Raw genomic sequence first — 24,573 nt, 5'->3', positions numbered from 1 at the left:
ATCCGCGAAGCCGCCGCGCGCCCGGCCGATGCGGCGCCGATCGTCGGCGGCGACCGCATCCGCGGCGAGGCGGTGCCGGTGCGCGACCCGGCGGACCGGCGCCGCATCGTCGGCCATGTGGTGTGGGCGGATGGGGGAACGGTCGATCGCGCCGCGAAGCGCGCGGCCTGGGCGCTGCACACCTGGAACGAGACGGAGGTCGAGCACCGCGCCGCCGTGCTCGAACGCGCCGCCGAGCTGATCGAGGCGAACCGCGAGGCGCTGCTCGCGCTGATTGCGCGCGAGGGCGGCCGAACCCTCGTCGACGGCGTGGCGGAGGTGCGGGAGGCGGCGGATTTCTGCCGCTACTACGCGCACCAGGCGCGGATCTGGTTCGGCGCGCCGCGCGAGCTCCCCGGGCCGACGGGGGAGCGCAACACCTGGGCGCTCTCGGGCCGCGGCGTGATCGCGGCGATCAGCCCGTGGAACTTCCCGCTCGCCATCTTCGTCGGCCAGATCGCCGCCGCGCTCGCTGCCGGAAACGCCGTGCTCGCCAAGCCCGCGGAACAGACGCCGCTGGTTGGCGCGAAGGCCGTCGCGCTGCTGCACGATGCCGGCGTGCCGCACGACGTGCTCGCCTTCCTCCCTGGCGACGGGCCTGGCGTCGGCGCGGCGATGGTCTCGCATCCCGCCGTGTCGGGCGTCGCCTTCACCGGCGGCACCGAGACGGCGCGCGCGATCGCCGCAGCGATCGCCGCGCGGGGAGGTCTTCCCATCCCCTTCGTCGCCGAGACGGGCGGCATCAACGCGATGATCGTCGACAGCTCCGCGCTCCCGGAGCAGGTGACGGCGGACGTGCTTGAGGGCGCATTCCGCTCGGCCGGGCAGCGCTGCTCCGCGCTACGGCTGCTCTGCGTGCAGGAGGACACAGCCGACCGCGTGCTCGCGATGATTGAGGGTGCTGCGCGCACGCTCACCCTCGGCGACCCGCTCGACCCCGCGACGGACATCGGCCCGGTCATCGACGCCGAGGCGCGGGATGCGCTTGCCGCCTGGGCGCCGCCGAAGGGGAAACCCCTGTTCACGCTGCCTCTGCCCGAAGATTGCGCGAACGGCACCTTCTTCGCCCCGCGCGCCATCGAGCTGCCAAGCGCCCGCGCCCTCGACCGCGAGGTGTTCGGCCCCGTGCTGCATGTCGTGCGCTGGCGCGAGAGCGGCCTCGATGCGCTGCTCGACGACATCGCCGCCTCCGGCTTCGCGCTCACGCTCGGAATCCACAGCCGGGTGCAAGCAACGGCGGAGCGCATCACGGCGCGGCTCGGGGTGGGCAACACCTACATCAACCGCGCGCAGATCGGTGCCGTGCCTGGGGTTCAGCCCTTCGGCGGGCATGGGCTCTCAGGCACCGGCCCGAAGGCGGGCGGGCCGCTCGCCATCCTCCGCTTCACCACGGAGCATGTCGTTTCGGTGAACACGGCGGCCGCCGGGGGCAACGCAGCCCTGCTCGCGACGGACGAGGCGTGACCTTGCCGGGCTGAGCCGCCGGGCCTAGCGTTTCATCGTCGAGAGGAAACGAGCCCGAGCGTGACATCCCCTTCCCTGGCCGCCCCCGCCCCGGCAGCCGATACGGCGCCGCAGCGTGCGGGTGCGAACCTCGCCATCATCCTGTCGCTCAGCTTCTGCCACATGCTGAACGACATGATGCAGTCGCTGCTTCCCGCGCTGTATCCCGTGCTCAAGGACCAGTTCGCGCTCGACTTCGCGCAGATCGGGCTGCTGACGCTGGCCTTCCAGTGCACCGCCTCGATGCTGCAGCCCGCCGTTGGCCTCTACACCGACAGGAACCCGCTTCCCTACTCCATGGCCATCGGCATGGGGGCGACGCTGGTCGGGCTCGTCCTTCTCGCCACCGCCTGGTCCTACCCGCTTCTCGTCCTCGCAGCGATGCTCATCGGCTGCGGCTCGGCCGTGTTCCACCCGGAAGCTTCGCGCGTCGCCCGTGCCGCGGCGGGCGGCCGCTACGGCCTCGCGCAGTCGATCTTCCAGGTCGGCGGCAACACCGGCTCGGCAATCGGGCCGCTGCTTGCTGCCTTCGTTGTCGTGCCGGCCGGCCAGGGGCGGGTGCTGTGGTTCTCCGGCGCGGCCCTTCTCGCCTCGCTCGTCCTCTCCCGCGTCGGCGCCTGGTATTCCCGCGCCCGGCGCGCGCCCGGCAAGGCGCAGGCCGCGGCGCCGCAGCGCCTCTCGCGGGGCAAGGTGCTGCTCGGCATCACCGTTCTGATCGTGCTGCTGTTCTCGAAGAACTTCTACAGCGCGGCGCTGACGAGCTTCTTCACCTTCTACCTGATCGAGCGCTTCGACGTGTCGATCCAGACGGCGCAGCTCTTCCTGTTCGCCTATCTCGCCGGGCTCGCTGGCGGCATCCTCGCAGGCGGGTGGATCGGCGACAGGATCGGCCGCATCCCGGTGATCTGGTTCTCCATCCTCGGCGCCCTGCCCTTCACCCTGATCCTGCCCTACGCCAACCTGTTCTGGACCGGCGTGCTGGCCACCCTGATCGGGCTGATCATGTCCTCTGCCTTCTCGGCGATCATCGTCTATGCGCAGGACCTGATGCCCGGGCGCATCGGCTTCGTCTCCGGCCTGTTCTTCGGCCTTTCCTTCGGCCTCGGCGGGCTCGGCGCTGCGGCGATGGGCGCGCTCGCGGACTGGACGAGCATCGAGACGGTCTACGGCATCGTCTCCTTTCTGCCGCTTCTCGGGCTTGCAACCGCGCTCCTGCCGCGCGTCGGCGGGCCGGCGGAGAAGCCTCAGCCCGCCTCGCGATAGACGTAGCGATACGACTCGCGGAAGCCGAGCCGGCGATAGAGGCTGAGCGCGGCGTCATTGTCCGCCTCGACCTGCAAGGCCCCCCAGCGCGCCCCTTCCGACCGCGCCCAGCCGAGCGCTGCGACGCAGGCACGGCGGCCGAGCCCCCTGCCGCGGAAGGCGGGCATCGTCGTCACATCGCCCAGGATCGCGATCGGCCCGACCGCCGCTGCGAAGGCGACGGCGGCCACACGCCCCTCCTCCTCAACCGAGATCCACGCGCCAGGCACCATGAGAAGGGACGGTGTCGCCCGCTTCTCCGCCATCCGCGCAGCATTGGCGCCCGAGCCAGCCTCGCGCACCTCGAGCCAGGCCTCGTCGGGCGCTTCCGCCATCGTCGTCTCGCCATCGGGAAGCGGCAGCCCGTCCAGCGCGCCGAGCATCACCACCGTATCGACGCTGCGCGAGAAGCCGCGATGCGCGAGCAGCCGGTCGAGCGCAGGCGGGGCGAGCGGCGTGATCCGCAGCTTGGCGGGGCGCTCGAGCCGCGCATACCAGGCCTCGATCCGCGCGACACGCGCCGGAAGATCGGCCTCGTCCTCCGGATCGAGCCAGCAGGCGCTGTTGGCGCGGCCCGACCCGCCCGGCCCCGCGCCGGCACGGATGATGGCCGAGCCGTCATAGGCCACGCGCTCGGCCGGCACGGCGGTGAGGCAGGCGCGCTCGATCGCCTCGATGGGGGGAAGCTGCATGGCCGGGAGACAAGCACGGCCCTGGGGGCGGCGAAAGTGCAGCGAAAGTGATGTAACCCCGACGCGAGCCCGTGCGAAACGAAGGCACCGCGGATGGCGGAGGGAGAGGCGTGGAATCGATCTACTGGGTGATGGCCTGGGCCTGCCACAGGAAGTGCCGGCACTGCTACGAGGACCGTTTCCGCCCCTATGTGCGCGGCGCGCTCGAGGCCGTTCTGGCGGAAGCCGAGCGCAACGCGCCACGCATCATCGCCAACCTTCCGCCCTCGATGACCTATCTCGACCTCACCGACCCCAACGAGGACGGCACGCTTCCCTCCAAGACCGGCCGGATCATCCTCTCCGGCGGCGAGAGCCTGATGGATCCCGTGCGCGAACGCGTCACCTACCCCGTGATCGAGCGGCTCATCGCGAAGTACCGCGACGCGGGCGGGGTGAAGATCGTGGTGCAGACGACCGGCGATCTTCTCACGCCCGCGATCGTCGAGGAGCTTCTCGCGCGCCGCGTCTGGATGATCTCCGTCGCCTCCATTGACGACTACCATGTCGGGCTCGAGGGCGAGGCGAAGCAGAAGGCGTTCATGGCGAGCCTTACCGCCATGTTCGAGGCGGCCGGCATGCGCGCCTCCGGCGTGGCGCAGCAGAACCGCAAATGGCTCGACGAGGCGGGCCCGCTCTACTCCTTCTTCGGCGCGAGCCCGGACGCCTGGATCGGCAAGATCTGGCCGCGCGGGCGGGGCTGGCAGAACGGGCTCTCCACCGCGACGATGGCCGACAATTTCTGTGCCCGCTGGTCGGGGGCGATGAACTTCCTCAATCACCAGTATTCCGGCTCCGAGGTGAGCATCGAGCCCGATGGGGCTGTCTATCCCTGCTGCATCAAGACGAAGCTTCCCATCGGCAACCTCACCGAGGACGGGCTGATCGACATCCTCGACAGTCTCGCCGGCGATCCGGTGTACGAGGCGCTGAATGCCGGGCAGCCGCAGCGGATGGGCCTCACGCACGGGTGGAGCCTCGAGACCTTCCTCGAGAAGTCCCGCACCACCGACCCGAAGGGCCGCGCCTACGCCAATCTCTGCATCGGCTGCGACCGGTTCCATGACGAGGTTCTGAAGCCCCGCATCGAGGCCGCGGCCGCCCGCCGCCGCGCCCGCATCGCCGCGGAGTGAGCATGCTCCGCCGACGCACGCTCCTTCTCGCAACGCTTCTCGCACCGGCAGCGCGCGCAGCGACGCCTGCCAATCCGCTTCTCCGCGCGCCATGGGCAGAGGTGCTCGCCGCAGCGCGGGGCCAGACCGTGTTCTGGAATGCCTGGGGCGGGGATGACCGCACGAACGGCTTCATCGCCTGGGCGAATGATCGCGTCTCGGAACGGTTCGGCTTCCGCATCACCCATGTACGGCTGCGCGACACCTCCGAGGCGGTCGCGCGCGTCGTCGCTGAGAAGGCGGCGGGGCGCAACGAGGGCGGCTCGGTCGACCTCATCTGGATCAACGGGCCGAACTTCCTCGCGATGAAGGAATCGGGTCTGCTGTTCGGCCCGTTCCTCGATCGGCTGCCCAATGCAGGGCTGATCGACCGCGAGGGCAAGCCCGCGACGGTGACCGACTTCACCGTGCCGGTCGACGGGCTCGCCGCACCGTGGCGCATGGCGCAGATCGTCTATGTCTACGACAGCGACACGGTGCGCGCGCCGCCGCGCTCGATCCCCGCGATGCTCGATTGGGCGAAGGCGAACCCCGGACGGCTCGCGCACCCGACCGTGCGCAACTTCCTCGGCGCGACCTTCCTCAAGCAGGCGCTCTTCGAGCTCGCGCCGGACGCGGAGGTGCTGGCCGGCCCCGCGACGGATGCGAATTTCGGGCCGACGACCGGACCGCTGTGGGCGTGGTACGAGGCACTCCGCCCCCATCTCTGGCGGCAGGGACGGCAGTTCCCCGAGAACGGCCCGGCGCAGCGCACGCTGATGAACGACGGCGAGATCGACATCATGATCTCGTTCAACCCCTCCGAGGCCTCGACCGCCATCGCCAACGGCCAACTTCCGCCGAGCGTGCGCAGCTATGTCCTCGAACGCGGAACCATCGGCAATGCGAGCTTCGTCGCGATTCCGTACAACGCTGCTCACGCCGCCGCGGCGATGGTACTCGCCGATTTCCTGTTGAGCCCCGAGGCGCAGGCGCATGGGCAGGACCCGCGGGTGATGGGCAACTTCACCGTGCTCGCGCTCGAGCGGCTCGCGCCGGAGGATCGCGCGCGGTTCGAACGCTTGCCGCGCGGCGCGGCAACGCTGACGAATGCCGAGCTCGGCCGTCCTCTGCCCGAGCCGCACCCGTCCTGGATGACGCGGATCGTCGCGGAATGGGAACGGCGCGTCTCGCGCTGAGCACGGGCACGCGCCCTGCGCTGCTCAAGGCAGCGCCGGCCGTGACGCTCGTGCTGTTCCTCGGGCCGATCGCGGGCGGGCTTGCCGGAACGGCCGGGCCCGCCTTCGGCTGGCTTCCCGCGATCGGCGGCAACGCGCTCTCGCTCGACCCGTGGCGAAGCCTGTTCGCCTGGCCGGGCTTCGCCTCCTCCCTGCGCGTGACGGTGACGACGGGGTTCGCGGCGACGGCGATCTCGCTCGGCCTCGTCATCGCCTTCTGCGCGGCCTGCCACGGCACGGCGGCGTTCCGCAGGGCACAGGCATTCCTCGCACCGATGCTCGCAACGCCGCATGCGGCGCTCGCCATCGGCTTCGCCTTCCTCATCGCGCCCTCAGGCATGCTCGCGCGCCTCGCCTCACCCTGGGCAACCGGCTGGACACGCCCGCCGGACATCGCCTCGGTGAACGACGAAGGCGGCCTCGCGCTAATCGCTGGGCTCGTGCTGAAGGAGGTGCCCTATCTGCTCCTCGTCACCCTCGCCGCACTGAACCAGGTGCGCGCCGAGGCGCTCATGCGGGCCGCGCGCACGCTCGGCTACGCGCCGATGATGGGCTGGATGAAGGTCGTGCTGCCGTTGGTCTATCCGCAGATCAGGCTTCCGATCTACGCCGTGCTCGCCTTCAGCCTCTCCGTCGTCGATGTCGCGCTGATCCTCGGCCCTGGCACGCCGCCGACGCTTGCAGTGCTCGTCATGCGCTGGTTCTCGGACAGGGAACTGTCGCTGTGGTTCCCTGCGAGCGCCGGCGCGCTTCTGCTTGCCGCGCTGGTGGCTACGGCCGTCGCGGCATGGCGGCTCGCGGAATGGGCGATCGCCCGCGCCGCGCGGACCTGGCTCGAAGCCGGAGCGCGAGGCGGTTTCGCCCCGGCTTCCGGCCTGATTGCCGCAACAACGCTCGGCACCGTACTCGCGCTCTCGGCAGGCGCCGTCGCGATGCTCGCACTCTGGTCGTTCGCCGGAGCCTGGCGGTTTCCCGATGCGCTGCCGCGATTCTGGACGCTCGCGACCTGGCAGGCGCAAAGCACCGGGCTCGTCTCGCTGGCCGCGACCACGCTGCTCATCGGCGCGGCGGCAACCGCGATCGCCGTCGTGCTCGCGCTACTCTGCCTCGAGGCGGAGCAGCGGTTCGACATCGTTCCAGGCCGCGGCGCACTGATGCTTCTCTATCTGCCGCTGATCCTGCCCCAGATCTCCTTCCTGTTCGGGTTGCAGGTGGCGCTCGTCCGCCTCGGCATCGACGGCACGGTGGCGGCCGTGATCTGGGCGCATCTTCTTTTCGTTCTGCCCTATGTCTTCCTCACGCTCGCCGACCCATGGCGGGCGATCGACACGCGGCTTGCGCGCAACGCCGCCTCACTCGGCGCGGGGCCGTGGCGCGTGTTCCTCGCCGTGAAGCTGCCGGTGATGCTTCGCCCGATCCTGATCGCGGCGGCGGTCGGCTTTGCGGTGAGCGCGGGGCAGTACCTGCCCACGCTGTTCGCCGGGGCGGGCCGCGTGTCGACGCTGACGACGGAGGCCGTGACGCTCGCGGGCGGATCGGACAGGCGCATCGTCGGCGCCTATGCCATGGTGCAGGCGCTGCTGCCTCTCGCTGCCTATGCGGCGGCACTTGCCGCGCCCGCGATCCTCTGGCGCAACCGAAGGGGGCTCGCCGTCACATGAGTGGCCTGTCGCTTCGCCGCGCCAGCCTCTCCCTCGGCGACGCGCCGCTGGTCGGTCCGCTCGATCTCTCCATGTCCAGGGGCGAGGTCGTCACGCTGATGGGCCCGTCCGGAAGCGGAAAGTCGAGCCTGCTCGCCTGGGTGTGCGGCACCCTCGCGCCAGCCTTCGCGGCGTCCGGCACGGTCCTGGTCGACGGCGCCGACGTCACGGCCCTGCCGGCGCATCGCCGGCGCATCGGCATCCTGTTCCAGGATGACCTCCTGTTTCCCCATCTCTCCGTCGGCGGCAATCTCGGCTTCGGCCTTCCCGCTTCCGTGCGGGGGTCGGCGCGGCGTGCGCGCATCGCCGCCGCGCTCGCCGACGCCGAGCTTGACGGGTTCGAGCACCGCGACCCGGCAACGCTGTCAGGCGGGCAGCGTGCACGCATCGCGCTGATGCGCACCCTGCTTGCCGAGCCGCGTGCGCTTCTGCTCGATGAGCCTTTCGGCAAGCTCGATGTCGCCCTGCGCGACCGCATGCGCCGCTTCGTGTTCGAGCGCGCCCGCCGCCTCGCCCTTCCCGTGCTGATGGTCACGCACGACCCGGAGGACGCGGCTGCCACGGGCGGAACCGTACTGCATCTGCTCGCGGGCGGAACGGTTCGCCGCGCCGACCCCGGAGAGGAGCTTGCCGATGCGCTTCCCGCCTGAACGGGCCGTACCTCTGCCCGACCCGCGCGACCCGGCCGTGACGATCGCGGATGTCGAGCGCGCGATCCGCGACCGGCACCCCGTTCCGCATCTGACGCCAGAGCAGGCGGAAGGGCTGATCGCGGAGGGCCATGTCGCGGTGTTCGACGTACGAAGTGGGGAGGAGTTCGAGAGCGGGCACCTTCCCGGCTCCGTGCGCATCGAGCCCGGCCTGTCTCCCTGGCGGTTCGCCGCCGCGCATGGCGCAGCGTGCAGCGGCCGCATCGCGCTCTTCATCTGCTCCGTCGGGCTGCGGAGCGCTCGGCTCGCGGAGACCGTTACAGGCCCACTGTCCGCGCATCGGCCGATGGGCGTGGCGAACCTTTCGGGCGGGCTATTCCGATGGCTTGCCGAAAGGCGCCGGCCGGCATTGCCGGGGCTTCACCCCTACGACGATGCATGGCGCGCGCTGCTGCTGCGCATGTTGGACAGCGTGGACGACGCGGTTCCGCGTTAGGCTCGCCGCGCCCAGCACGGGAGCGCCCGATGACCCTGATTGCACAACCGCACCACCTCACGCCTGCCGAAGCCGCCCAGCTCTCTCAGCTGCGGCACCGCCGGCGCACACGCCGGGTCGTTCCGCAGCCCGCCCCGGCGAGGACGCGCGGCCAGGTGCTCGCCGATGCGGTCGCCGCCACAGTCGGCTCCTGGCGCTTCATCGGGCTCCAGTCGGCTCTGATCGCGCTCTGGATTCTCGTCAACACGCTGTTCGGCGGCGACGCCTGGGACCCCTACCCGTTCATCCTGCTGAACCTGCTGCTGAGCTTCCAGGCCGCCTACACCGCGCCGGCAATCATGATGAGCCAGAACCGTCAGGCCGAGGTCGACCGGAGCCGCGCGATGGCGGACTACGACGTGAACGTGAAGGCAGAACTCGAGATTGAGCTGTTGCACCAGAAGATCGATCTTCTGCGTGAGCGGGAGCTTCTCGCGTTGACCGAGCTCCTGCGCGAGACCATCAAGCGGCTCGATGCGCAGCAGAGGTTTGGACCTCAATCGAGCGTCTGATCCTCGAGCGCAGTGCGGGCGAGCGCGAGCGCGGTGTCGAACGCCGCCTCGAGCGTCGGGTTCACGCCGCGGCAGCCGGCGGCCACGGCCTCGGCCCAGTCGATGTAGTCACGCTTGCGGGCAAGGTCCCACGAGGGTGGCGGGCTTACCGTGATGGCGCGCAGGTTCGCGGCCTTGTCCGCAAGCTTCACCATGCGCGCCGCTGCGCTCTTGCCCGGCGCCTTCTCGATCTGCAGGCGCTTGCGCTCCGCCTTCGGCAGCGCCTTGTCGTCGGTCACCTCGGCGACGATGGCGGCGACCTCCTCGCCGAAGCGCTCGGCGAGCTCGGCCTCTGTCACCGGCCGGCCGGCCGAGTCGCCGTCCTCGATCGTGTCGTGCAGCAGCCCGGCCAGGATGGCGGCCAGCGGCGCACCTGCCGCGGCCAGCGCGGCGCCGACCTCGATGACGTGGTTGACGTAGGGCTCGGCCGCAGCGCCCTTGCGCCGCTGATGCGTGTGCACCTCGGCGGCGAAGGCGGTTGCGCGCAGCGCGAGGGATTCGTTCGTTTCGGTCATCGGAGCAGTCTAGTCGCGCCGGAGCGGACGCGACAGGATGGCGGGCAATGACCAGCACTGTCCTGATCGCGGGCGCGGGGCCCGTGGGGCTCACCGCCGCCCTGGCGCTCTACCGGGCGGGCTTCGCCGTGCGCGTGTTCGAGAAGCGGCCCTCCCTCTCCGCCGCGAGCCGTGCGAGCACCTTCCACCCCTCGACGCTCGGCGTGCTCGACAGGCTCGGCGTCGCCGGAGCGCTCCTACCTCTCGGCCGCCGCGTCGAGGCGCTCGCGTGGCTCACAGCGGGCCGCGGCGCGGACGCGGTGATATCCATAGCGCACGTTGCGCGACGCACGGCGTTTCCGTTCCGGCTGCATGCCGAGCAATCCCTGCTCACGCCGCTTCTTCTCGCCGCCCTCCCCGAAGGCACGGTGACGTTCGGCGCCGGAGTTTCGGGACTCGAGCAGGATGCTTCCGGCGTCACGCTGAGCATGGAGGACGGCACGCGGCACCGCGGTGACTGGGCCATCGCCGCCGACGGCGCGCACAGCGCGCTCCGCTCCGCCGCTGCCATCGCGGTCGAAACGGCGCCGTACGGGCATCGCGTGGTGAGGCTGATGACGCCCCTGCCGCTCGACGAGATCGTTCCGGGCCTCGCGCGCGCAGGCATCGCCTATGTGTATGACGGCGAGGCTAGCGTGAGCCTTCTCGCCATGACCGGGCTCTGGCGCATCATCATCCGCGTGCCAGCCTCGACGAGCGACGACGACGCCCTGGGCGAAGCGTTCCGCGCGCCCATCCTCCGCCGCTTCCTGCCCGGGCTTCCCGATCCGTTGCCAATTGCCTCGGCCGATGTGTACGGCGTCGCCCGAGGCATCGCGCGGCGCATGCGCGCCGGCCGGCTTTGCGTGATCGGCGACGCGGCGCATGTGACGAACACGCGGGGCGGCATGAACATGAATGCCGGCATGCATGACGCCGCCACCCTTGCCGCGAGCCTCGCCGCCACGGTGCAGCGCGGGGACGAGTCGCATCTGGATGCGTGGGAGGCGGCGCGCCTCTCGGTCACGCAGGAGGTGCTGCTCGCGCGCACCGATCGCGCCGTCGCCTCCGCCACCGCCTGGCGCGACGAGGCGGTCGCCGCCGCTTCCGATCCCGCCCGCGCCGAGGCCTGGCTCGTCGCCGCCTCGATGCTCGATACCTGCGATGCCGGAGCACCGCCGCCATGACCCCCCGCTTCGTCCCGAGCCGCCGCGCCGGGCTTCTCGTTCCCTCCGCCAACCCTGCCGTGGAGCCGGAGTTCCGCGCCCTGATGCCGGAGGCGGTGGCGCTGCATGTCGCGCGCCTGCCGGTGATGCCCGGAACCACGCTCGAGCAGCGCAACGCGGCCTATCTCGCGAGCTTCGAGCCCGCACTCGCGAGCTTCGGCGAGCTTGCGCTCGATGCCGCCGCCGTCGCGCTGACGGGGGCGAGCTACGCGATGAGCCCCGAGGAGGACGAGGCTTTCGCGAAGCGCCTCGGCGCGCCGCGCGGCATCCCGGTCGTGCTCGCAAGTCGCGCCATCGCCGCTGCGCTCGCGGCGCTCGGCGCACGCGAGATCGTCCTCTACTCCCCCTACCCCGACTGGCTCTCGGCCCGCGCCGCGGCATATTGGCGCGCGGCGGGGTACGGCGTGACGGAAATCAGCGCAAGCGACGGAACGTTCCGTGCCTACGAGATGACGCCCGAGGAGGTCATGGCGGGCCTCGCCGCCGTGCCCGACCGGGCGGGCGTGCCAGTCGTGCTCAGCGGCACGGGCATGCCGACGCTCGATGCCATCGCCGCCTCGCTCGACAGGAAGGGGCCGGTGATCTCCTCGAACGTCGCGACGGCCTGGGAGCTCACCACCGCGCTCGGCCTGCCGCCAGCGCCGGTGCTCGCCGCGCTCGCGCCGGCGCTCCTCATCCGACCTTGATCAGGAGCTTGCCGAAGTTCCGTCCCTCGAGCAGGCCGATGAAGGCCTCCGGCGCCGCCTCGATGCCGTCCACCACGTCCTCGCGGTAGCGGAGCTTGCCCGCGCGGATCAGCGGGATGGCCGCGGCACGCCACTCGGGAAGCCGCTGCCAGCTGTCGGAGACGATGAAGCCCTGGATGCGAAGCCGCTTGCGCACAGCAGACATCAGGTTCGGCCCGGGTTGCGGAACCGGATCGTTGTATTCAGCGATCATCCCGCACATCACCATGCGCGCGAAATCGGCGAGCCTTGGGAACACCGCGCGCTGCACCGCCCCGCCGACGTTCTCCCAGTAGACATCGACGCCCTTGGGACAGGCGGCATCGAGCGCCTGGATGAAGTCAGCGTCGCGATGGTCGAGGCAGGCATCGAAGCCGAGCTCCTCGCGCACATAGGCGCATTTCGCCGCCCCGCCGGCGATGCCGATGACGCGCGCCCCTTCCGCCTTGGCGATCTGCCCCGCCACAGCGCCAACCGCGCCGGAGGCGGCGGAGATCACCACCGTCTCGCCGCGCTTCGGCTGGCCGATGTCGCTCATCCCCACATGCGCGGTGAGCCCCGGCATGCCGAGGATGCCGAGCGCTGTCTGCACCGGCGCCTCGGCGGGGTCGAGCTTCATCAACTCCTTCGGCGAGGCGACCGACCATTCCTGCCAGCCATAGGCGCCGAGAACGATGTCGCCTGGCTTCAGCGCCGGGTCGTTGCTTTTCTCGACGCGGGCGACGGCGCGGCACTCCATCACCGCGCCGACGGCGACGGGCTGGGCATAGCTCTTCGCCGCACTCATCCGGCCGCGCTGGTAGGGGTCGAGCGAGAGCCAGAGATGGCGGAGAAGCACCTCGCCCGGCCCAGGCTCCGGCACGGCGGAGCGGACGATGGAGAAATCCTCCACCCGCACCTTGCCTTCGGGCCGCCGGGCCAGCAGCACCTGCGTGTTCTCAGCCATCCTCGCCTCTCCTTCTGATTGCCGTGTCCTGCCTGCCTGCCCGCGCTACCGCAGCGGGTCGGGCCATACCACGGGCGGAAGCCGCAGCAGCGGCACGCGCGCTGCCGTCAGCACCTGGTCCTCGATCGTGATGGGAATCTCCGCAACGCGCTCGCCTCCCTCGCCCGGGCGCGAGGTGGCGGTGAGCGCGAGGCGCGCGAGCGCTGCCGGGCCGCGCCCGATCAGCCCTGCCGCGACCAGCCTGTCGAGAGCCGCGCCGAAGCCCGCGAGCCAGGCCGTCACCGCCCCGCGCGGCTGCAGCCCGGCATCGAGCGTGAGCGTTCCCGCGGCGCGGACGGAGAGCGGCCCCCACACAGCCCAGACCCTGTCGAGAACGAGCGCCCCGCCCTGATCGCGCCAGAGCGCGAGCGATCGCGCAGTACCGGACGCTGCGGGAATGAGACCGCGCAGCGTCGCTTCGGCGGAGACGGAGGCGAGCTCGCGCCCGAGCGGCCACTGCGCCTCCGGCGGCGGCAGCGTCACGCCCCAGGCCTCGAAGGCGACCGTCGTGCGGCGCTCGGCCGGCACGGAGGCGCGAAGGCTGCGCACCGCAAGTGGTCCCTCCGGCAGCTCGAAGACCATGTCGCGGCCATCGACCACCGGTGCGCCGCCGCGGACAAGCGGCACGGTGGCGGCAAGCGATGCGGCCTCGACCGTGACGGGTGCTGCGCTACCCGCGCCGAGGCGGCAGGGGCAGGCGATGTCAGCCACGATCTCGCGCGGCCGGCGCGGGGACAGCACGAGGGTCACCGCCTGCGCCTCGGCCGCCACCGGCACCACGCCGCCACCCGGCAGGGAGACGGCACCGGCATAGCGGGGGACCGAGAATCGAACCCTTGCATCGAGGGGGTAGCCCCCGCGCACGGGCGGGGCGTGGGTGAGCGTCGCGCCGGCAGCGCGCTCGGCAGCGATCGCGGTCCCGGCCTCGGCGATGAGCCTGTCGGTCGCCACCCACCAGAGCGCCGCATGGCCGAGAGCGCCGACCACAAGAAGGGCAAGGAGGATGAGGACGACCCGCCTCACTGTCGCATCTCATCCACAGGCGGCCACCTCCGCCGCGACTTGTCCCCCGCGCGGGGGAACCGGCCCGGAAAGCCGCGGAATTGCTTGGCAAAACCACGGCGGATGAGCCACTTGGGCCCACGCCTTGATGTGATAGTCAAGCTCGGGAGACATCGGTTCTCACAGGGTTATCCACAGGCGGCAGGAGAGCGTCGCTGGCCGTCTCGATCGTCGTGGCAAGCTCCTCCTCGAAACGCGTCCTGTCGAGCCCCAGCGGGATGGGGGGAAGGATCGCGACGGTCAGCGTCCCAGGGCGCTTCCGGAAGGACCGGCGCGGCCAGAACCGGCCAGAATCGGTCGCGACGGGAATGACGGGGAGGCCGGAGCGGGCGTAGAGCGCCGCCACGCCAGGCTGGTAGGGATGGCGCGCGCGCGTCCCCGGCGTTGCCGGCACGCGCGTGCCCTGGGGAAAGATCACCACCTGCCTTCCGTCCTCGAACGCCGCGGCGGCGCCGCGCAACAGGCTTCGCATCGCCGCCGCACCCGCCCCGCGATCGACGCCGATCATCCCCGCCCCGCGGCTGAACCAGCCATAGAAGGGAATCAGCAGAAGCTCCGCCTTCAGCACGTAGGCAGGCCGTGGCAGGAGCGCGAGCCAGACGATGGTGTCGAAGGCCGATTGGTGCTTGGCCGCGATCAGCGCCGGCCCCGAGACGGGCAGGTGCTCCCGCCCGGTGACGCGGAGCTCGATGCCGGCGAGATGGCGCATCAGCCGGATCACCTGCCGCGCCCACCACTGGATGAGGGCAAGCGTCGGGCCGCGGCCGAGAAGGAGAACGGGCGAAAGCAGCACCGTGCCGAGGGCGGTGAAGAGGAAGAACGCCAGGTTGAAGAGGGCGGAGCGAAGCCAGGTCACCCCCGCTCACCCCTGGCGCTGCGGCGGCGGCCGGCGCGGCTCGCGCGACAGGCCGCGCGCCTCGAGCTCCTCGAGGTAGCGCTGCCACCGCGCCTCGCGCTGCTCGCCGAGCTCACGCAGATACTCCCAGGAGTAGATGCCCGTGTCGTGCAGGTCGTCGAAGACGATGCGGATGGCGTAGTTGCCGACCGGCTCCAGCCGGAGGATGCCGACATGGCGCCTGCCCCAGAGGATCACCTTCTGGTCGGGCGCGTGGCCCTGCACCTCGGCAGAGGGGCTTTCGACGCGCAGATACTCCGCAGGCAGCGTGAAGCTCGCCCCGTCGTCGAAGGAGACGACGAGCTCCTTCTCCGCGCGGCGCAGCCTGATCTCCCTCGGCGCAGGCATTCAGCCGTGCGGCGGCTCGTCGAGCCGTCGTGCCTCGTCTGCCAGCATGATCGGGATGCCGTCGCGGATCGGGTAGGCGAGGCCGGCCTGCTCGCTCACCAGCTCGCCGCGAGCCCGGTCGTAGCGGAGCGGCCCCTTGGTGAGGGGGCAGACGAGGATCTCGAGCAGGCGTGGGTCGACCGGTGGCGGGGCCGCCTCGGTGGGGGCGTTGGCGTCGTTGGGTTCGGTCATGAGAACCGCGCTCCTCCTTCGGCGTCCGACCCGCCATGCGCCCCGATCTCGACGAGCGCAAGCAGCATGTCGGAGCGATCCTGGATCGTCGGCGCCTCGAGCAGGGCCTGCTTCTCGCGCGGCTCGAAGGGGCAGACCATGGAAAGCGTGGTGATCAGCATCGCATCGGGCGTCTCGCGCACAGCGTCCCAGTTCGCGTCGATCCGCCTGGCGCGGAAATAGGCGCGCAGCGACTCCTCCAGCCTCTCGCGGTCGAGCACCGGTCGCACCGAGGCATCGAGATCGCCAAGGAAGGCCGAGTAGTCGGCGCGGACGCGACGATAGCCCCTGCGCATCGGCAGTTCCTGCGCCACGGCGAAGCGCGCGACGCCGGTCAGGGTGATCAGAAGCCGGCCATCGTCGGTCTCGCTGAAGGAGGAGACGCGGCCGAGGCAGCCGATGCGGTAGAGCGCGGGACCGGAGGCGCCCGGCGTGTCGCCGGCGTTCGGCTGGATCATGCCGAACATCCTGCCCTGGCCGAGGCTGTCCTGCGTCATCGCGAGGTAGCGCGGCTCGAAGATGTTGAGCGGCAGGCGGCCGAACGGAAGAAGCAGCGCCCCGGTAAGCGGGAACACCGCAATTTCCGACGGCAGCTCCTCCGCGGAGGGAAGCCAGGCGTCGGTGGTCATCGCAGGGGCGTCCCCAGTATGTGCTGTCCGCTCAGCTGAACAGGAGCGTGGAGAGCCGGCGGCGTGCGGCGACGGTCACGTCGTCCGAGAGCCCCCAGGCCTCGAAGAACTTCAGCAGCTGCAGCCGGGCGGCATCGTCGTTCCAGCCCTTCTTGCGCCGCATGATCTGCAGCAGCTGCTCGGCCGCCTCCTCGCGGTGGCCGATCGCGTTGAGCGCGACGGCATAGTCGAACCGCGCGGCATGATCCTCCGAATCGGCGGCAAGGCGGGCCTGGAGGGAGGATAGCTGCGCCTCGGCCTCGCGGCCCTTCTCGGCGACCTCGAGGGCGGCCTTCACGCCCTGCACCTCGGCATGGCTCTCGACATTGGCAGGCAGGTTGGCGACCAGCGCGGCCGCCTCCTCGCTCTGGCCGAGCGCGATAAGGGCGCGGCCGAGCAGGCCGATCGCCTCGGCGTTCTCCGGCTGCTCCGCGAGCACCGCGCGCAGGATCTCGGCCGCCTCGTCATGCCGCCCCTCCGCGCCGGCGGCCTTGGCGGCGGTCATCAGGTCCTCCGTCGGCATCGTGCCGCCGGCCATCTGCACGACCTGCTCGATCACCTGCCGGACCTGGCTCTCGGGCAGCGCGCCCTGGAAGAGCGGCACGAGCTGGCCCTGCACGACTGCGACCACCGTCGGCACCGACTGAACGCGAAGCCCCTGCTGCGCCAGCATCGCGACGAGGCGCTGGTTCTTGTCGATGTCGATCTTGGCGAGCCGCACCCGGCCGCCCGCGCCGCGCACCACCTTCTCGAGGACGGGGGTGAGCTGCTTGCAGGGCCCGCACCATGTCGCCCAGAAATCGATGACGACGGGGATCTGCTGGCTCGCCTGGATCACCTCGGCCATGAAATTGGCCTCGGTGACGTCGATCACCGGATCGGGAGCACTGCCGTCGCCGCCGAGGCCCTGCTGTGTACCGGGCTGCGGCTTGGGCGGGTCGAAGATGATTTCCATCGGCCTTCTCTCACTGGTGGTGCCGCTCTTTGGGCCTGCGGCATTCCTCCGGATGCATAACATGCGCATGGATGGCCGGGGAGCAAGGGCGGGGCGAGCAAGGGCGGGGTCCGGGGCGCGCGGGACGCTCAGCCCGCGGCGCCCTCGAGGGGGGCGAGATCGGCGATCATCGGCGCATGGCCGGTCGCGGCGAGGAAGCGGCGGAAATCCTCGGCCGAGACCGCGGTGGTGGCGGTGTTGGCGAGCGGGTGGGCGGTGAGTCTGCCGGTCGCCTCGGCGAGCTCGCGGTCGAGGATGAAGCCGACGCGGCGGGCACGGTCGTTCACCAGGGCGAAGGGCGTCACCGAGCCGGGCGTGACGCCAAGCAGCGCGAGCAGCTCCTCGGCGGAGGCGAAGGACATCCTCGGCAGGCCGAGGGAGCGGGCGAGCGCGCCGATCGGCACGCGGCGGTGCTCGGGAAGGGTCGCAAGCCAGTGCCGCCCGTCGCGGTCCTTCAGGAACAGGTTCTTCACATGCGCCCCGGGCAGGCGTGCGTGGATCGCAAGCGCCTTGCTCTCCGCGACCGTGAAAACGGGGTCATGATGGATGGTCTCATGCCCGATGCCCCGCGCCTCGAGCCAAGCGAGGAAGGCCTCCGGCGTCATCGGTTCTGCCTGCATCGCCGCGTTTTGGCGCCTTAACGAAGGATACGCAATCGCCTGCGCATGATCCCCCGACGGACACGCGCAGGGAGCCCTCCCGATGACTGAGCCAGCCCAGGCGACGCTCACGACGCAGCCTGCCGCGGAGGCAGGCCGGCGCACGTGCCTCGTGGTCGACGACAGCCGCGTCGTGCGGCGCATCGCGCGCGGCATCCTCGAGGGCCAGGGTTTCGCGATCGAGGAGGCGGAGGACGGGCAGAAGGCGCTCGAGGCCTGTCGCCGGGCCATGCCGACCGCCATCCTGCTCGACTGGAACATGCCTGTGATGAACGGCATCGAGTTCCTGCGCGCGCTCAAGGCCGAGTTCGGCGAGGGCGCCGCGACGGTGGTGTTCTGCACCACCGAGAACGAGATGAGCTTCATCATGGAGGCGATGCAGGCCGGCGCGAGCGAGTACATCATGAAGCCGTTCGACGCAGAGATCCTCACCTCGAAGTTCGAGCAGGTCGGCCTCCTGTGACGGTACCGGCCCCGACGAGACCAGCGCCGTTCACCCTCCCGGCGGCGCAGGATGCCGCTTCCGTGCGCGTCGTCGTGTGCGACGACAGCGCGGTGATCCGCGGCCTCGTCACCCGCATGCTGGAAGCCGATCCCGCGATCGAGGTGGTGGGCCGTGCGAGCAACGGCCGCGAAGCAGTCGAGGCGGTGCGCCGCACCAGGCCCGATGTCTGCGTGCTCGACATCGAGATGCCGGTGATGGACGGGCTCGCCGCGCTTCCCGAACTGCTCAAGGTCGACCCCGCGCTGCGCGTGGTGATGGCGAGCACGCTGACGACGCGGGGCGCGGATGTGGCGATGCGCGCGCTGCGACTGGGCGCGGCCGACTACGTTCCGAAGCCGACGACGACGGGCGCGATCGCGGGCGAGGCGTCGTTCCGCGACGAGATCGTCGCCAAGGTGAAGGGGCTCGCGCGCCAGCGGAGGCACGGGCTCGGCCCTGCCCGTCCGGTTGCGGCACCGATGGCGCCGAGGCCTGCAGCACCGCCGCTGCGCGCCGCCGCTGCGCAGGCTCCCGCCATCCTCGCCGTCGGCTCGTCCACGGGCGGGCCGCAGGCGCTGTTCACCCTGTTCGCGGGGCTCGGCCGCGGCTTCCCGCTTCCGGTGATCGTGACGCAGCACATGCCGCCCGCCTTCACCCCCATCCTCGCCGACCATCTGAGCAAGGTGGGCGGGCCGCCCTGCGCCGAGGCGAAGGACGGCGAGACGCCTCTGCCGGGCCGCGCCTATCTCGCGCCGGGCGACACGCACCTCATCCTCTCCCCCGAGCCTGGCGGGCCGAAGCTTCGCCTTTCCAAGACACCGCCAGAGAATTTCTGCCGCCCCGCGGTCGACCCGATGCTGCGCAGCGCTGTCGCTGCCTATGGCGGGCGCGTGCTCGTCGTCATGCTCACCGGCATGGGGCAGGACGGGCTCAGCGGCAGCAAGGCAGTGGTCGCGGCAGGCGGGCGGGTGATCGCGCAGGACGAGGCCACGTCGGTGGTATGGGGCATGCCGGGCGCAGTCGCACAGGCGGGGCTCGCCTCCGCCGTTCTGCCGCTCGGGGAGATCGCCGGTGCCGTCACGGGCATCACCGGCAAGGGAGCACGGGCATGAGCCAGGCGGCCTTCACCTCTCTCGCGGCACTGCTGCATGCCCGCTCGGGCCTCGTTCTCGGGCCCGACAAGATGTACCTGGTCGAAACGCGGCTCGGGCCGCTGATGAAGCGGGAGAAGCTCGCCGATCTCGGCCTGCTGGTCTCGCGCATCTCCTCGCCGGCGGGAGAGACGCTTGCGCGCGAGGTGGTCGAGCTGATGACCACCAACGAGACCTTCTTCTTCCGCGACGGCAAGCCGTTCGAGCATTTCAAGCTCTCGGCGCTGAAGCGCATCCATGCCGCCCGACCTGCCGGCCAGCCCATCCGCGTCTGGTCCGCCGCCTGTTCGACGGGGCAGGAAGCCTATTCGCTCGCGATGATCGTCGCCGAGGCGAAGGCGGTGCTGGGCGACAGGCGCGTCGAGATCGTCGGCACCGACCTCTCGCGCGAGGTGCTCGCCAAGGCGCGCGAGGGCGTCTACTCGCAGTTCGAGGTGCAGCGGGGCCTGCCGATCCAGCTGCTGATGAAGTACTTCAAGCAGGAAGGGCAGAACTGGCGCCTCTCCGAGGCGATCCGCACCATGGTGAGCTGGCGCGAGGGCAACCTGCTCGGCGACCTGCGGGGCCTGGGGCGTTTCGACATCGTGTTCTGCCGCAACGTGCTGATCTATTTCGATCAGGCGACGAAGGGGCGCGTCCTTGCAGCGATTGCCGGCCAGATGCCAGCAGACGGCGTGCTCTATCTCGGCGGCGCCGAGACGGTGCTCGGCATCACCGACCGTCTCAGCGCGGTGGCGGGCGAGCGCGGCGTCTATGAGCCGACGCCCGCACCAGGCGCGCGCGGCACCGCGGCGGCCTGAGGCGAGGACAGCAGCCCCTCTCGCCTCGCGGCCCGCGACGTTGCAGCATCGCCTCCTCATGCATGGGGAGGGCGACCTTGGCGACGATCGACGGTGCGAGACTGCTTTCCGATCTCCACAGGCTGCGTGACTTCGGGCGGTTCAGGACGGGCGTGCACCGCCCGACGCTGTCGGAGCAGGACATCGCGAGCCGGCGCTGGCTTGCCGGCAGGCTCGAGGAAGCCGGGCTCGAGGCGAAGATCGATGGCATCGCCTCGGTGTTCGGGTTCACGAAGAACCCGGGCAGGCGGCTTCTGATCGGCAGCCACCTCGAGAGCCAGAACGAGGCGGGCTGGCTCGACGGCTGCATGGGCGTGATGTTCGGCCTCGAGGTTGCGCGTGCCCTGCCGCATTTGCCGATCGACGTCGTCGCCTTCGTCGACGAGGAGGGCCACTACGGCAACTTCCTCGGCAGCCGCTCCTTCATCGGCGAGGTGACGGACGCCGAGATCGACGCCGCGCGCAACCGAACCACGGGCGAGAGCATGCGCGAGGGGCTTGCGCGGGCGGGGCTCGCCGACGTGCCCCGCATCACGCTCGATGACCCCGCGCGCTATCGCGGCTTCCTCGAGGCGCATATCGAGCAGGGCGACGACCTCGAGGCCAAGGGGCTCGGCATCGGCGTCGTCACCTCGATCGTCGCGATTTGGAACTTCCGCATCCGTTTCGAGGGCGTGCAGAACCACGCCGGCACCACGCGGATGGCCATCCGCCGCGATGCGCGCGTGGCGATGACGCGTCTCGCCAACCGCATCGACGACACGTTTCCCGAGGTGATTGCCGAGCGGAGCGTATGGACGATCGGGCGGATGTCGCTCGACCCCAATGCGCCGTCGATCGTGCCGGGCGGGGCGGAGATGAACGTGCAGTTCCGCGATGCCGACCCCGCGGTGCTCGACAGGCTCGAGGCGCATCTGCGCTCGCTGGTCGCCGAGGCCGACAAGGCAGGCCTGTGCCGCGTGACCATCGAGACGGCCTCGAAGACCATTCCCAAGGTGATGGACCCGGCCTTCCAGGACGCGCTCGCCGAGGCCGCGGAGGCGCATGCCAAGGGGCTCTGGCAGCGCATGCCCTCCGGCGCGGGGCACGACGCGCAGGTGATCGCGCTCAGGCTGAAGGCAGGGATGCTGTTCGTTCCCTCAATCGGCGGCATCAGCCACCACTGGACGGAGGATACGAAGGAGGAGGACATCGCGCGCGGCTGCGCTGTGCTCGCCGACGCCGCGGAGAAACTGCTCGGGTGATGGCGGGCGTTGGTCGGCCGGCGCGAGCGGACTATCCCGATCAGTCGTACCGCAGGTCCATCGCCTTGCCGCCGAACACGCGCCAGGCAAGCACAGTATAGGCGGCGATCACCGGCAGCACGACGAGCGCGCCTGCGAGGATGATCGAGAGGCTCTCGGGCGCGGCTGCGGCCTGCCAGAGCGTCAGCTGCTCGGGCACGATGTAGGGGAAGAAGCTCCACGCAAGGCCCGCGAAGGAGAGGCAGAACAAGCCGACAGCACCCCAGAAGGGCAGGCGCCGAAGGGCATCGCCTGGCAGTGGAAGATGGCGCAGGAGTGCGACGAGGCCCGCGACGAGCGCGAGCGTCATCAGTGGCATCGGCGCGAGAAGCATGACGTTGGGGAAGTCGAACCAGCGGTGGAAGATGCGCTCGCTCGCAAGCGGCGTGGCGACCGAGACGCCGACGATGCCGAGCGCGACGCCCCAGAGCGACCGCCGCGCCCAGGCGACGGCCCGACGCTGGAGCGCGCCCTCGCAGCGCCAGATGAGCCAGGCCGCGCCGATGAAGCTGTAGGCGATGGCCACCCCGATGGCGGACAACGCTGCGAAGGCGAGTGCGGCCGGCGCATCGTCGAAGCCGAGGACGTAGCGGCCGAGCATCCAGCCCTGGGTGAGCGCCGCGAGAAGCGAGCCGCCGAAGAAGGCATGATCCCACCGCCGCTTGTCGTGAAGCTCGGTCGCCTTGGCCCGGAACTCGAAGGCGACGCCGCGAAGCGTCAGGCCCAGGAGCATCAGCGCGACGGGCAGATAGAGCGCGGTGAGAATCGCGCCGTGCGCCGTGGGGAACGCCACCAGCAGCAGCCCGACCCCGAGAACGAGCCAGGTCTCGTTCGCGTCCCAGAACGGACCGATCGAGGCGACCATCCTGTCGCGCTCCGGCTCGTCGGCCGCCTGCGGCAGAAGCAGGCCGACGCCGAGGTCGAACCCGTCGAGCACGACATAGGCCAGCACCGAGGCCGCCATCAGCGCGGCGAACACAATGGGCAGGACATCCGGCGGCAGAAACGGGGTCATCGCGCTCAGGCCTTCGCTGCCGGCACGGGGCGGGCAAGCGTCAGCGGATTGCCGCCGCCTTCCGAGCCGGGCAGCGCCTTGGCCTTGCGCGCGAGCCGGAACAGCGTCGCGACATAGGCGAACAGCAGAAGCGCATAGAGCGTGAGATACATGACGAGCGTCGACAGAACCGTTCCGGCGGCGATCGGGCCGACGGCGTCGGCCGTCGTCAGCACGCCGGTGACGAGCCAGGGCTGCCGCCCGATCTCCGTGACGTACCAACCCGCGAGGGTGGCGACCCAGCCGGCAAAGGTGGCGGCGACGAAGCCGCGGAGAAGCAGCGGCGGCAGCTCGCCCCTGCGGCGGCGGAGGAACCACGCCCCCGTCCAGCCCATCGCGATCATCAAGAGGCCGACGCCGACCATGACGCGGAAGGCGAAGAACACCGGCGCCACAGGCGGGTGCAGCCCCTCGAATTCGTTCAGCCCCGGAACGACGCCGGCCGCCTCGTGCTTGAGGATGAGCGACGCGCCGGAGGGAATGGAGATCTCGAAGCGGTTCTCGCGCGCCGCCTCGTCGGGGATCGCGAACAGGACGAGCGGAACGTGCCCGCGCGTCTCCCAGTTCCCCTCCATTGCCGCGACCTTTGCCGGCTGGTGCTCGAGCGTGTTGAGCCCGTGCAGGTCGCCCACGAAGGCCTGGACGGGGGCCAGCACGGCGGCCATCACGATGCCGGTGCGCAGCGCGACGGCGACGTCAGGCCCCCTGTCGCCCTTCAGCCACCGATAGGCGGAGAGCCCGGCGAGGAGGAACGCGACCGTCAGCGCCGAGGCGATGAGCATGTGCGCAAGCCGGTAAGGCATCGACGGCGTGAAGACGATCGCCCACCAGTCGACCGCGTGCGCCACGCCCTCGCGGATCTCGTGGCCCTGCGGCGTGTGCATCCAGGAGTTCAGCACCAGGATCCAGAACGCGCTCATCGTCGTGCCGAAGGCGACGAGCACGGTCGCCCCGGTGTGCATCCAGCCCGGAACGCGGCGATAGCCGAACAGCATGATGCCGAGGAAGGTCGCCTCGAGGAAGAAGGCCGTCAGCACCTCGTAGGCGAGAAGCGGGCCGGCGATGTTGCCCACCCGCTCCATGAAGCCGGGCCAGTTCGTTCCGAACTGGAAACTCATTGTGATGCCGGAGACGACACCAAGCGCAAAGGAGAGCGCGAACACCTTCACCCAGAACCGGTAGGCGTCCATCCACTTCGCATCGCCGGTGGCGTTGAAGCGCAGCTTGAAGAACAGCAGCACCCAGCCGAGCGCGATGGTGATGGCGGGAAAGAGGATATGGAACGAGATGTTGGCCGCGAACTGGATGCGGGCCAGGACGGTCGCGTCCATCACGCGGTCTCCTTCGCCCGCCGCGGCCGCGCGAGCGACACGACCCGGTCCTTCACCTCCATCAGCTTCGTGACCTTGGCGCCGAGCGCGAGAAGCGCTGCGAGGCGTTCGGTCTCGAGCCGCTTCACGTCATCGTACCAGGTGGTGAGCTGCTCGATCAGCCCGTGCATCTCGGCCATCCGCGCCTGGGCATGCTTTTCCTCGGCGGTGCCAGGCTTCTGCATCAGGAGCTCGCGCAGGACCGACAGCGTGGGGTCGACCTCCCGCTTCTTCCGCTCCTCGGCAAGGACGCGGAGGATCTGCCAGACATCGTCTGGCGTGGTGAAATGGTCGCGCCGGTCGTCGGGGATATGGCGGAGCAGGACAAGGTTCCACGCCTGCAGCTCGCGCAGGCCCATCGAGACGTTCGAGCGGGAGACGCCGAGCGCCTCGACGATCTGGTCTGCGTTCAGCGGCACGGGCGAGACGTAGAGCAGCGCATAGATCTGCCCGACGGTGCGGTTGATGCCCCAGCTTCTGCCCATCTCGCCGAAATGCAGCACGAAGGACTGGACCAGGGGTGGCAGGTTCACGGCGTCTCGCCCTTACTGCGGTTTCAGGAATTTCTGAAACTTTGATATAGGGCAAAACCGGCCGTTTCAACCGGAAATCAGAAGGGGCGGCAGG

The 24,573-nt window shown here is 70.5% G+C and carries 27 protein-coding genes; 14 read left to right on the top strand and 13 right to left on the bottom strand.

What is annotated here, in order from left to right; all coding sequences use genetic code 11:
• A partial coding sequence (locus FIF60_RS09630) for an L-glutamate gamma-semialdehyde dehydrogenase (protein WP_144185855.1) occupies window positions 1-1,503 on the top strand: 1,503 nt, incomplete at its 5' end.
• 60 nt (window positions 1,504-1,563) lie between these two features.
• Entirely contained in the window at window positions 1,564-2,805 is a 1,242-nt protein-coding gene (locus FIF60_RS09625; RefSeq protein ID WP_239451572.1) for an MFS transporter, read from the top strand.
• Here the strand turns inward: FIF60_RS09625 and FIF60_RS09620 are convergent.
• Complete coding sequence (locus FIF60_RS09620) at window positions 2,787-3,536, bottom strand: GNAT family N-acetyltransferase (protein WP_144185854.1); 750 nt, start codon at window positions 3,534-3,536, stop codon at window positions 2,787-2,789. The genes FIF60_RS09625 and FIF60_RS09620 overlap by 19 nt on opposite strands.
• A gap of 110 nt (window positions 3,537-3,646) precedes the next feature.
• Between FIF60_RS09620 and FIF60_RS09615 the strand changes: the two genes are divergently transcribed.
• Genes FIF60_RS09615 through FIF60_RS09590 form a run of 6 tightly spaced genes read left to right on the top strand, consistent with a single transcriptional unit; the run spans window position 3,647 to window position 9,361 of the window.
• A complete protein-coding gene (locus tag FIF60_RS09615; RefSeq protein ID WP_204251153.1) occupies window positions 3,647-4,708 on the top strand; it encodes a radical SAM/SPASM domain-containing protein in 1,062 nt (353 codons plus the stop codon).
• A 2-nt stretch (window positions 4,709-4,710) separates the two neighbouring features.
• A complete protein-coding gene (locus tag FIF60_RS09610) occupies window positions 4,711-5,925 on the top strand; it encodes an ABC transporter substrate-binding protein (RefSeq protein WP_144185853.1) in 1,215 nt (404 codons plus the stop codon).
• On the top strand, window positions 5,901-7,625 hold the full coding sequence (locus FIF60_RS09605; protein WP_144185852.1) for an ABC transporter permease: 1,725 nt from the start codon (window positions 5,901-5,903) through the stop codon (window positions 7,623-7,625). The genes FIF60_RS09610 and FIF60_RS09605 overlap by 25 nt, the downstream gene beginning before the upstream one ends.
• Window positions 7,622-8,314, top strand: a complete 693-nt coding sequence (locus FIF60_RS09600; RefSeq protein ID WP_144185851.1) for an ATP-binding cassette domain-containing protein — start codon at window positions 7,622-7,624, stop codon at window positions 8,312-8,314. Before FIF60_RS09605 ends, FIF60_RS09600 begins: the two co-directional genes overlap by 4 nt.
• Window positions 8,298-8,810, top strand: a complete 513-nt coding sequence (locus tag FIF60_RS09595) for a rhodanese-like domain-containing protein (protein WP_144185850.1) — start codon at window positions 8,298-8,300, stop codon at window positions 8,808-8,810. Before FIF60_RS09600 ends, FIF60_RS09595 begins: the two co-directional genes overlap by 17 nt.
• Window positions 8,811-8,839: 29 nt before the next feature.
• Window positions 8,840-9,361: a DUF1003 domain-containing protein gene (locus tag FIF60_RS09590; RefSeq protein ID WP_144185849.1), complete on the top strand. Its 522-nt coding sequence runs from the start codon at window positions 8,840-8,842 to the stop codon at window positions 9,359-9,361.
• Here the strand turns inward: FIF60_RS09590 and FIF60_RS09585 are convergent.
• Entirely contained in the window at window positions 9,346-9,915 is a 570-nt protein-coding gene (locus FIF60_RS09585) for an HD domain-containing protein (RefSeq protein ID WP_144185848.1), read from the bottom strand. The genes FIF60_RS09590 and FIF60_RS09585 overlap by 16 nt on opposite strands.
• Window positions 9,916-9,962: 47 nt before the next feature.
• On the opposite strand from FIF60_RS09585, the gene FIF60_RS09580 reads away from it, so the two are divergent.
• Both FIF60_RS09580 and FIF60_RS09575 read left to right on the top strand, forming a co-directional pair.
• The gene (locus tag FIF60_RS09580; protein ID WP_144185847.1) at window positions 9,963-11,120 is read left to right on the top strand and encodes an FAD-dependent oxidoreductase; all 1,158 of its coding nucleotides are present in this window, start codon (window positions 9,963-9,965) and stop codon (window positions 11,118-11,120) included.
• Window positions 11,117-11,845: an aspartate racemase/maleate isomerase family protein gene (locus FIF60_RS09575; protein ID WP_144185846.1), complete on the top strand. Its 729-nt coding sequence runs from the start codon at window positions 11,117-11,119 to the stop codon at window positions 11,843-11,845. The genes FIF60_RS09580 and FIF60_RS09575 overlap by 4 nt, the downstream gene beginning before the upstream one ends.
• On the opposite strand, the gene FIF60_RS09570 is transcribed toward FIF60_RS09575, so the two are convergent.
• The 8 genes from FIF60_RS09570 to FIF60_RS09535 all read right to left on the bottom strand — a co-directional run bounded on the left by FIF60_RS09570 (window position 11,832) and on the right by FIF60_RS09535 (window position 17,711).
• Window positions 11,832-12,830 (bottom strand): NADP-dependent oxidoreductase, encoded by a 999-nt coding sequence (locus FIF60_RS09570; RefSeq protein ID WP_144185845.1) that lies wholly within the window; start codon window positions 12,828-12,830, stop codon window positions 11,832-11,834. The genes FIF60_RS09575 and FIF60_RS09570 overlap by 14 nt on opposite strands.
• Before the next feature lie 45 nt (window positions 12,831-12,875).
• Window positions 12,876-13,892 carry a DUF2125 domain-containing protein gene (locus tag FIF60_RS09565; protein ID WP_144185844.1) on the bottom strand — a complete coding sequence of 339 codons (1,017 nt, stop codon included), beginning with the start codon at window positions 13,890-13,892 and terminating at the stop codon, window positions 12,876-12,878.
• A gap of 136 nt (window positions 13,893-14,028) precedes the next feature.
• Window positions 14,029-14,787, bottom strand: coding sequence for a lysophospholipid acyltransferase family protein (locus FIF60_RS09560; RefSeq protein ID WP_144185843.1), 759 nt, complete (start codon window positions 14,785-14,787; stop codon window positions 14,029-14,031).
• A 6-nt stretch (window positions 14,788-14,793) separates the two neighbouring features.
• Window positions 14,794-15,174, bottom strand: a complete 381-nt coding sequence (locus FIF60_RS09555) for a gamma-butyrobetaine hydroxylase-like domain-containing protein (RefSeq protein WP_144185842.1) — start codon at window positions 15,172-15,174, stop codon at window positions 14,794-14,796.
• Window positions 15,175-15,405 carry a Trm112 family protein gene (locus FIF60_RS09550; RefSeq protein WP_144185841.1) on the bottom strand — a complete coding sequence of 77 codons (231 nt, stop codon included), beginning with the start codon at window positions 15,403-15,405 and terminating at the stop codon, window positions 15,175-15,177.
• Entirely contained in the window at window positions 15,402-16,073 is a 672-nt protein-coding gene (locus FIF60_RS09545) for an LON peptidase substrate-binding domain-containing protein (protein WP_144185840.1), read from the bottom strand. Before FIF60_RS09545 ends, FIF60_RS09550 begins: the two co-directional genes overlap by 4 nt.
• Window positions 16,074-16,104: 31 nt before the next feature.
• Window positions 16,105-17,067, bottom strand: a complete 963-nt coding sequence (locus FIF60_RS09540) for a thioredoxin family protein (protein WP_144185839.1) — start codon at window positions 17,065-17,067, stop codon at window positions 16,105-16,107.
• Window positions 17,068-17,195: 128 nt separating this feature from the next.
• Complete coding sequence (locus FIF60_RS09535; protein ID WP_144185862.1) at window positions 17,196-17,711, bottom strand: prolyl-tRNA synthetase associated domain-containing protein; 516 nt, start codon at window positions 17,709-17,711, stop codon at window positions 17,196-17,198.
• A 97-nt stretch (window positions 17,712-17,808) separates the two neighbouring features.
• Between FIF60_RS09535 and FIF60_RS09530 the strand changes: the two genes are divergently transcribed.
• From FIF60_RS09530 to FIF60_RS09515, 4 genes are all read left to right on the top strand, one after another.
• Complete coding sequence (locus FIF60_RS09530) at window positions 17,809-18,228, top strand: response regulator (protein WP_144185838.1); 420 nt, start codon at window positions 17,809-17,811, stop codon at window positions 18,226-18,228.
• Between the two features lie 62 nt (window positions 18,229-18,290).
• Window positions 18,291-19,361 (top strand): protein-glutamate methylesterase/protein-glutamine glutaminase, encoded by a 1,071-nt coding sequence (locus FIF60_RS09525; RefSeq protein ID WP_204251152.1) that lies wholly within the window; start codon window positions 18,291-18,293, stop codon window positions 19,359-19,361.
• Entirely contained in the window at window positions 19,358-20,200 is an 843-nt protein-coding gene (locus FIF60_RS09520) for a CheR family methyltransferase (RefSeq protein WP_144185836.1), read from the top strand. The genes FIF60_RS09525 and FIF60_RS09520 overlap by 4 nt, the downstream gene beginning before the upstream one ends.
• A 77-nt stretch (window positions 20,201-20,277) precedes the next feature.
• Window positions 20,278-21,483, top strand: coding sequence for a hydantoinase/carbamoylase family amidase (locus FIF60_RS09515; RefSeq protein WP_204251151.1), 1,206 nt, complete (start codon window positions 20,278-20,280; stop codon window positions 21,481-21,483).
• Between the two features lie 40 nt (window positions 21,484-21,523).
• Here the strand turns inward: FIF60_RS09515 and FIF60_RS09510 are convergent, their stop codons facing one another.
• From FIF60_RS09510 to FIF60_RS09500, 3 genes are read right to left on the bottom strand one after another with little or no spacing between them, the layout of a single operon-like run.
• The gene (locus FIF60_RS09510; RefSeq protein ID WP_144185834.1) at window positions 21,524-22,537 is read right to left on the bottom strand and encodes a cytochrome d ubiquinol oxidase subunit II; all 1,014 of its coding nucleotides are present in this window, start codon (window positions 22,535-22,537) and stop codon (window positions 21,524-21,526) included.
• Window positions 22,538-22,542: 5 nt separating this feature from the next.
• On the bottom strand, window positions 22,543-23,907 hold the full coding sequence (locus FIF60_RS09505) for a cytochrome ubiquinol oxidase subunit I (protein ID WP_144185833.1): 1,365 nt from the start codon (window positions 23,905-23,907) through the stop codon (window positions 22,543-22,545).
• On the bottom strand, window positions 23,907-24,479 hold the full coding sequence (locus tag FIF60_RS09500; protein WP_144185832.1) for a GbsR/MarR family transcriptional regulator: 573 nt from the start codon (window positions 24,477-24,479) through the stop codon (window positions 23,907-23,909). Before FIF60_RS09500 ends, FIF60_RS09505 begins: the two co-directional genes overlap by 1 nt.
• Window positions 24,480-24,573: the final 94 nt, after the last annotated feature.

Origin of the sequence: Elioraea rosea (genome assembly GCF_007644105.1) — a bacterium.
Classification (GTDB): Bacteria; Pseudomonadota; Alphaproteobacteria; order Acetobacterales; family Acetobacteraceae; genus Elioraea_A; species Elioraea_A rosea.
The sequence above is the reverse complement of the archived record's forward strand: the minus strand, read 5'-3'. Positions and strand labels throughout refer to the sequence as shown.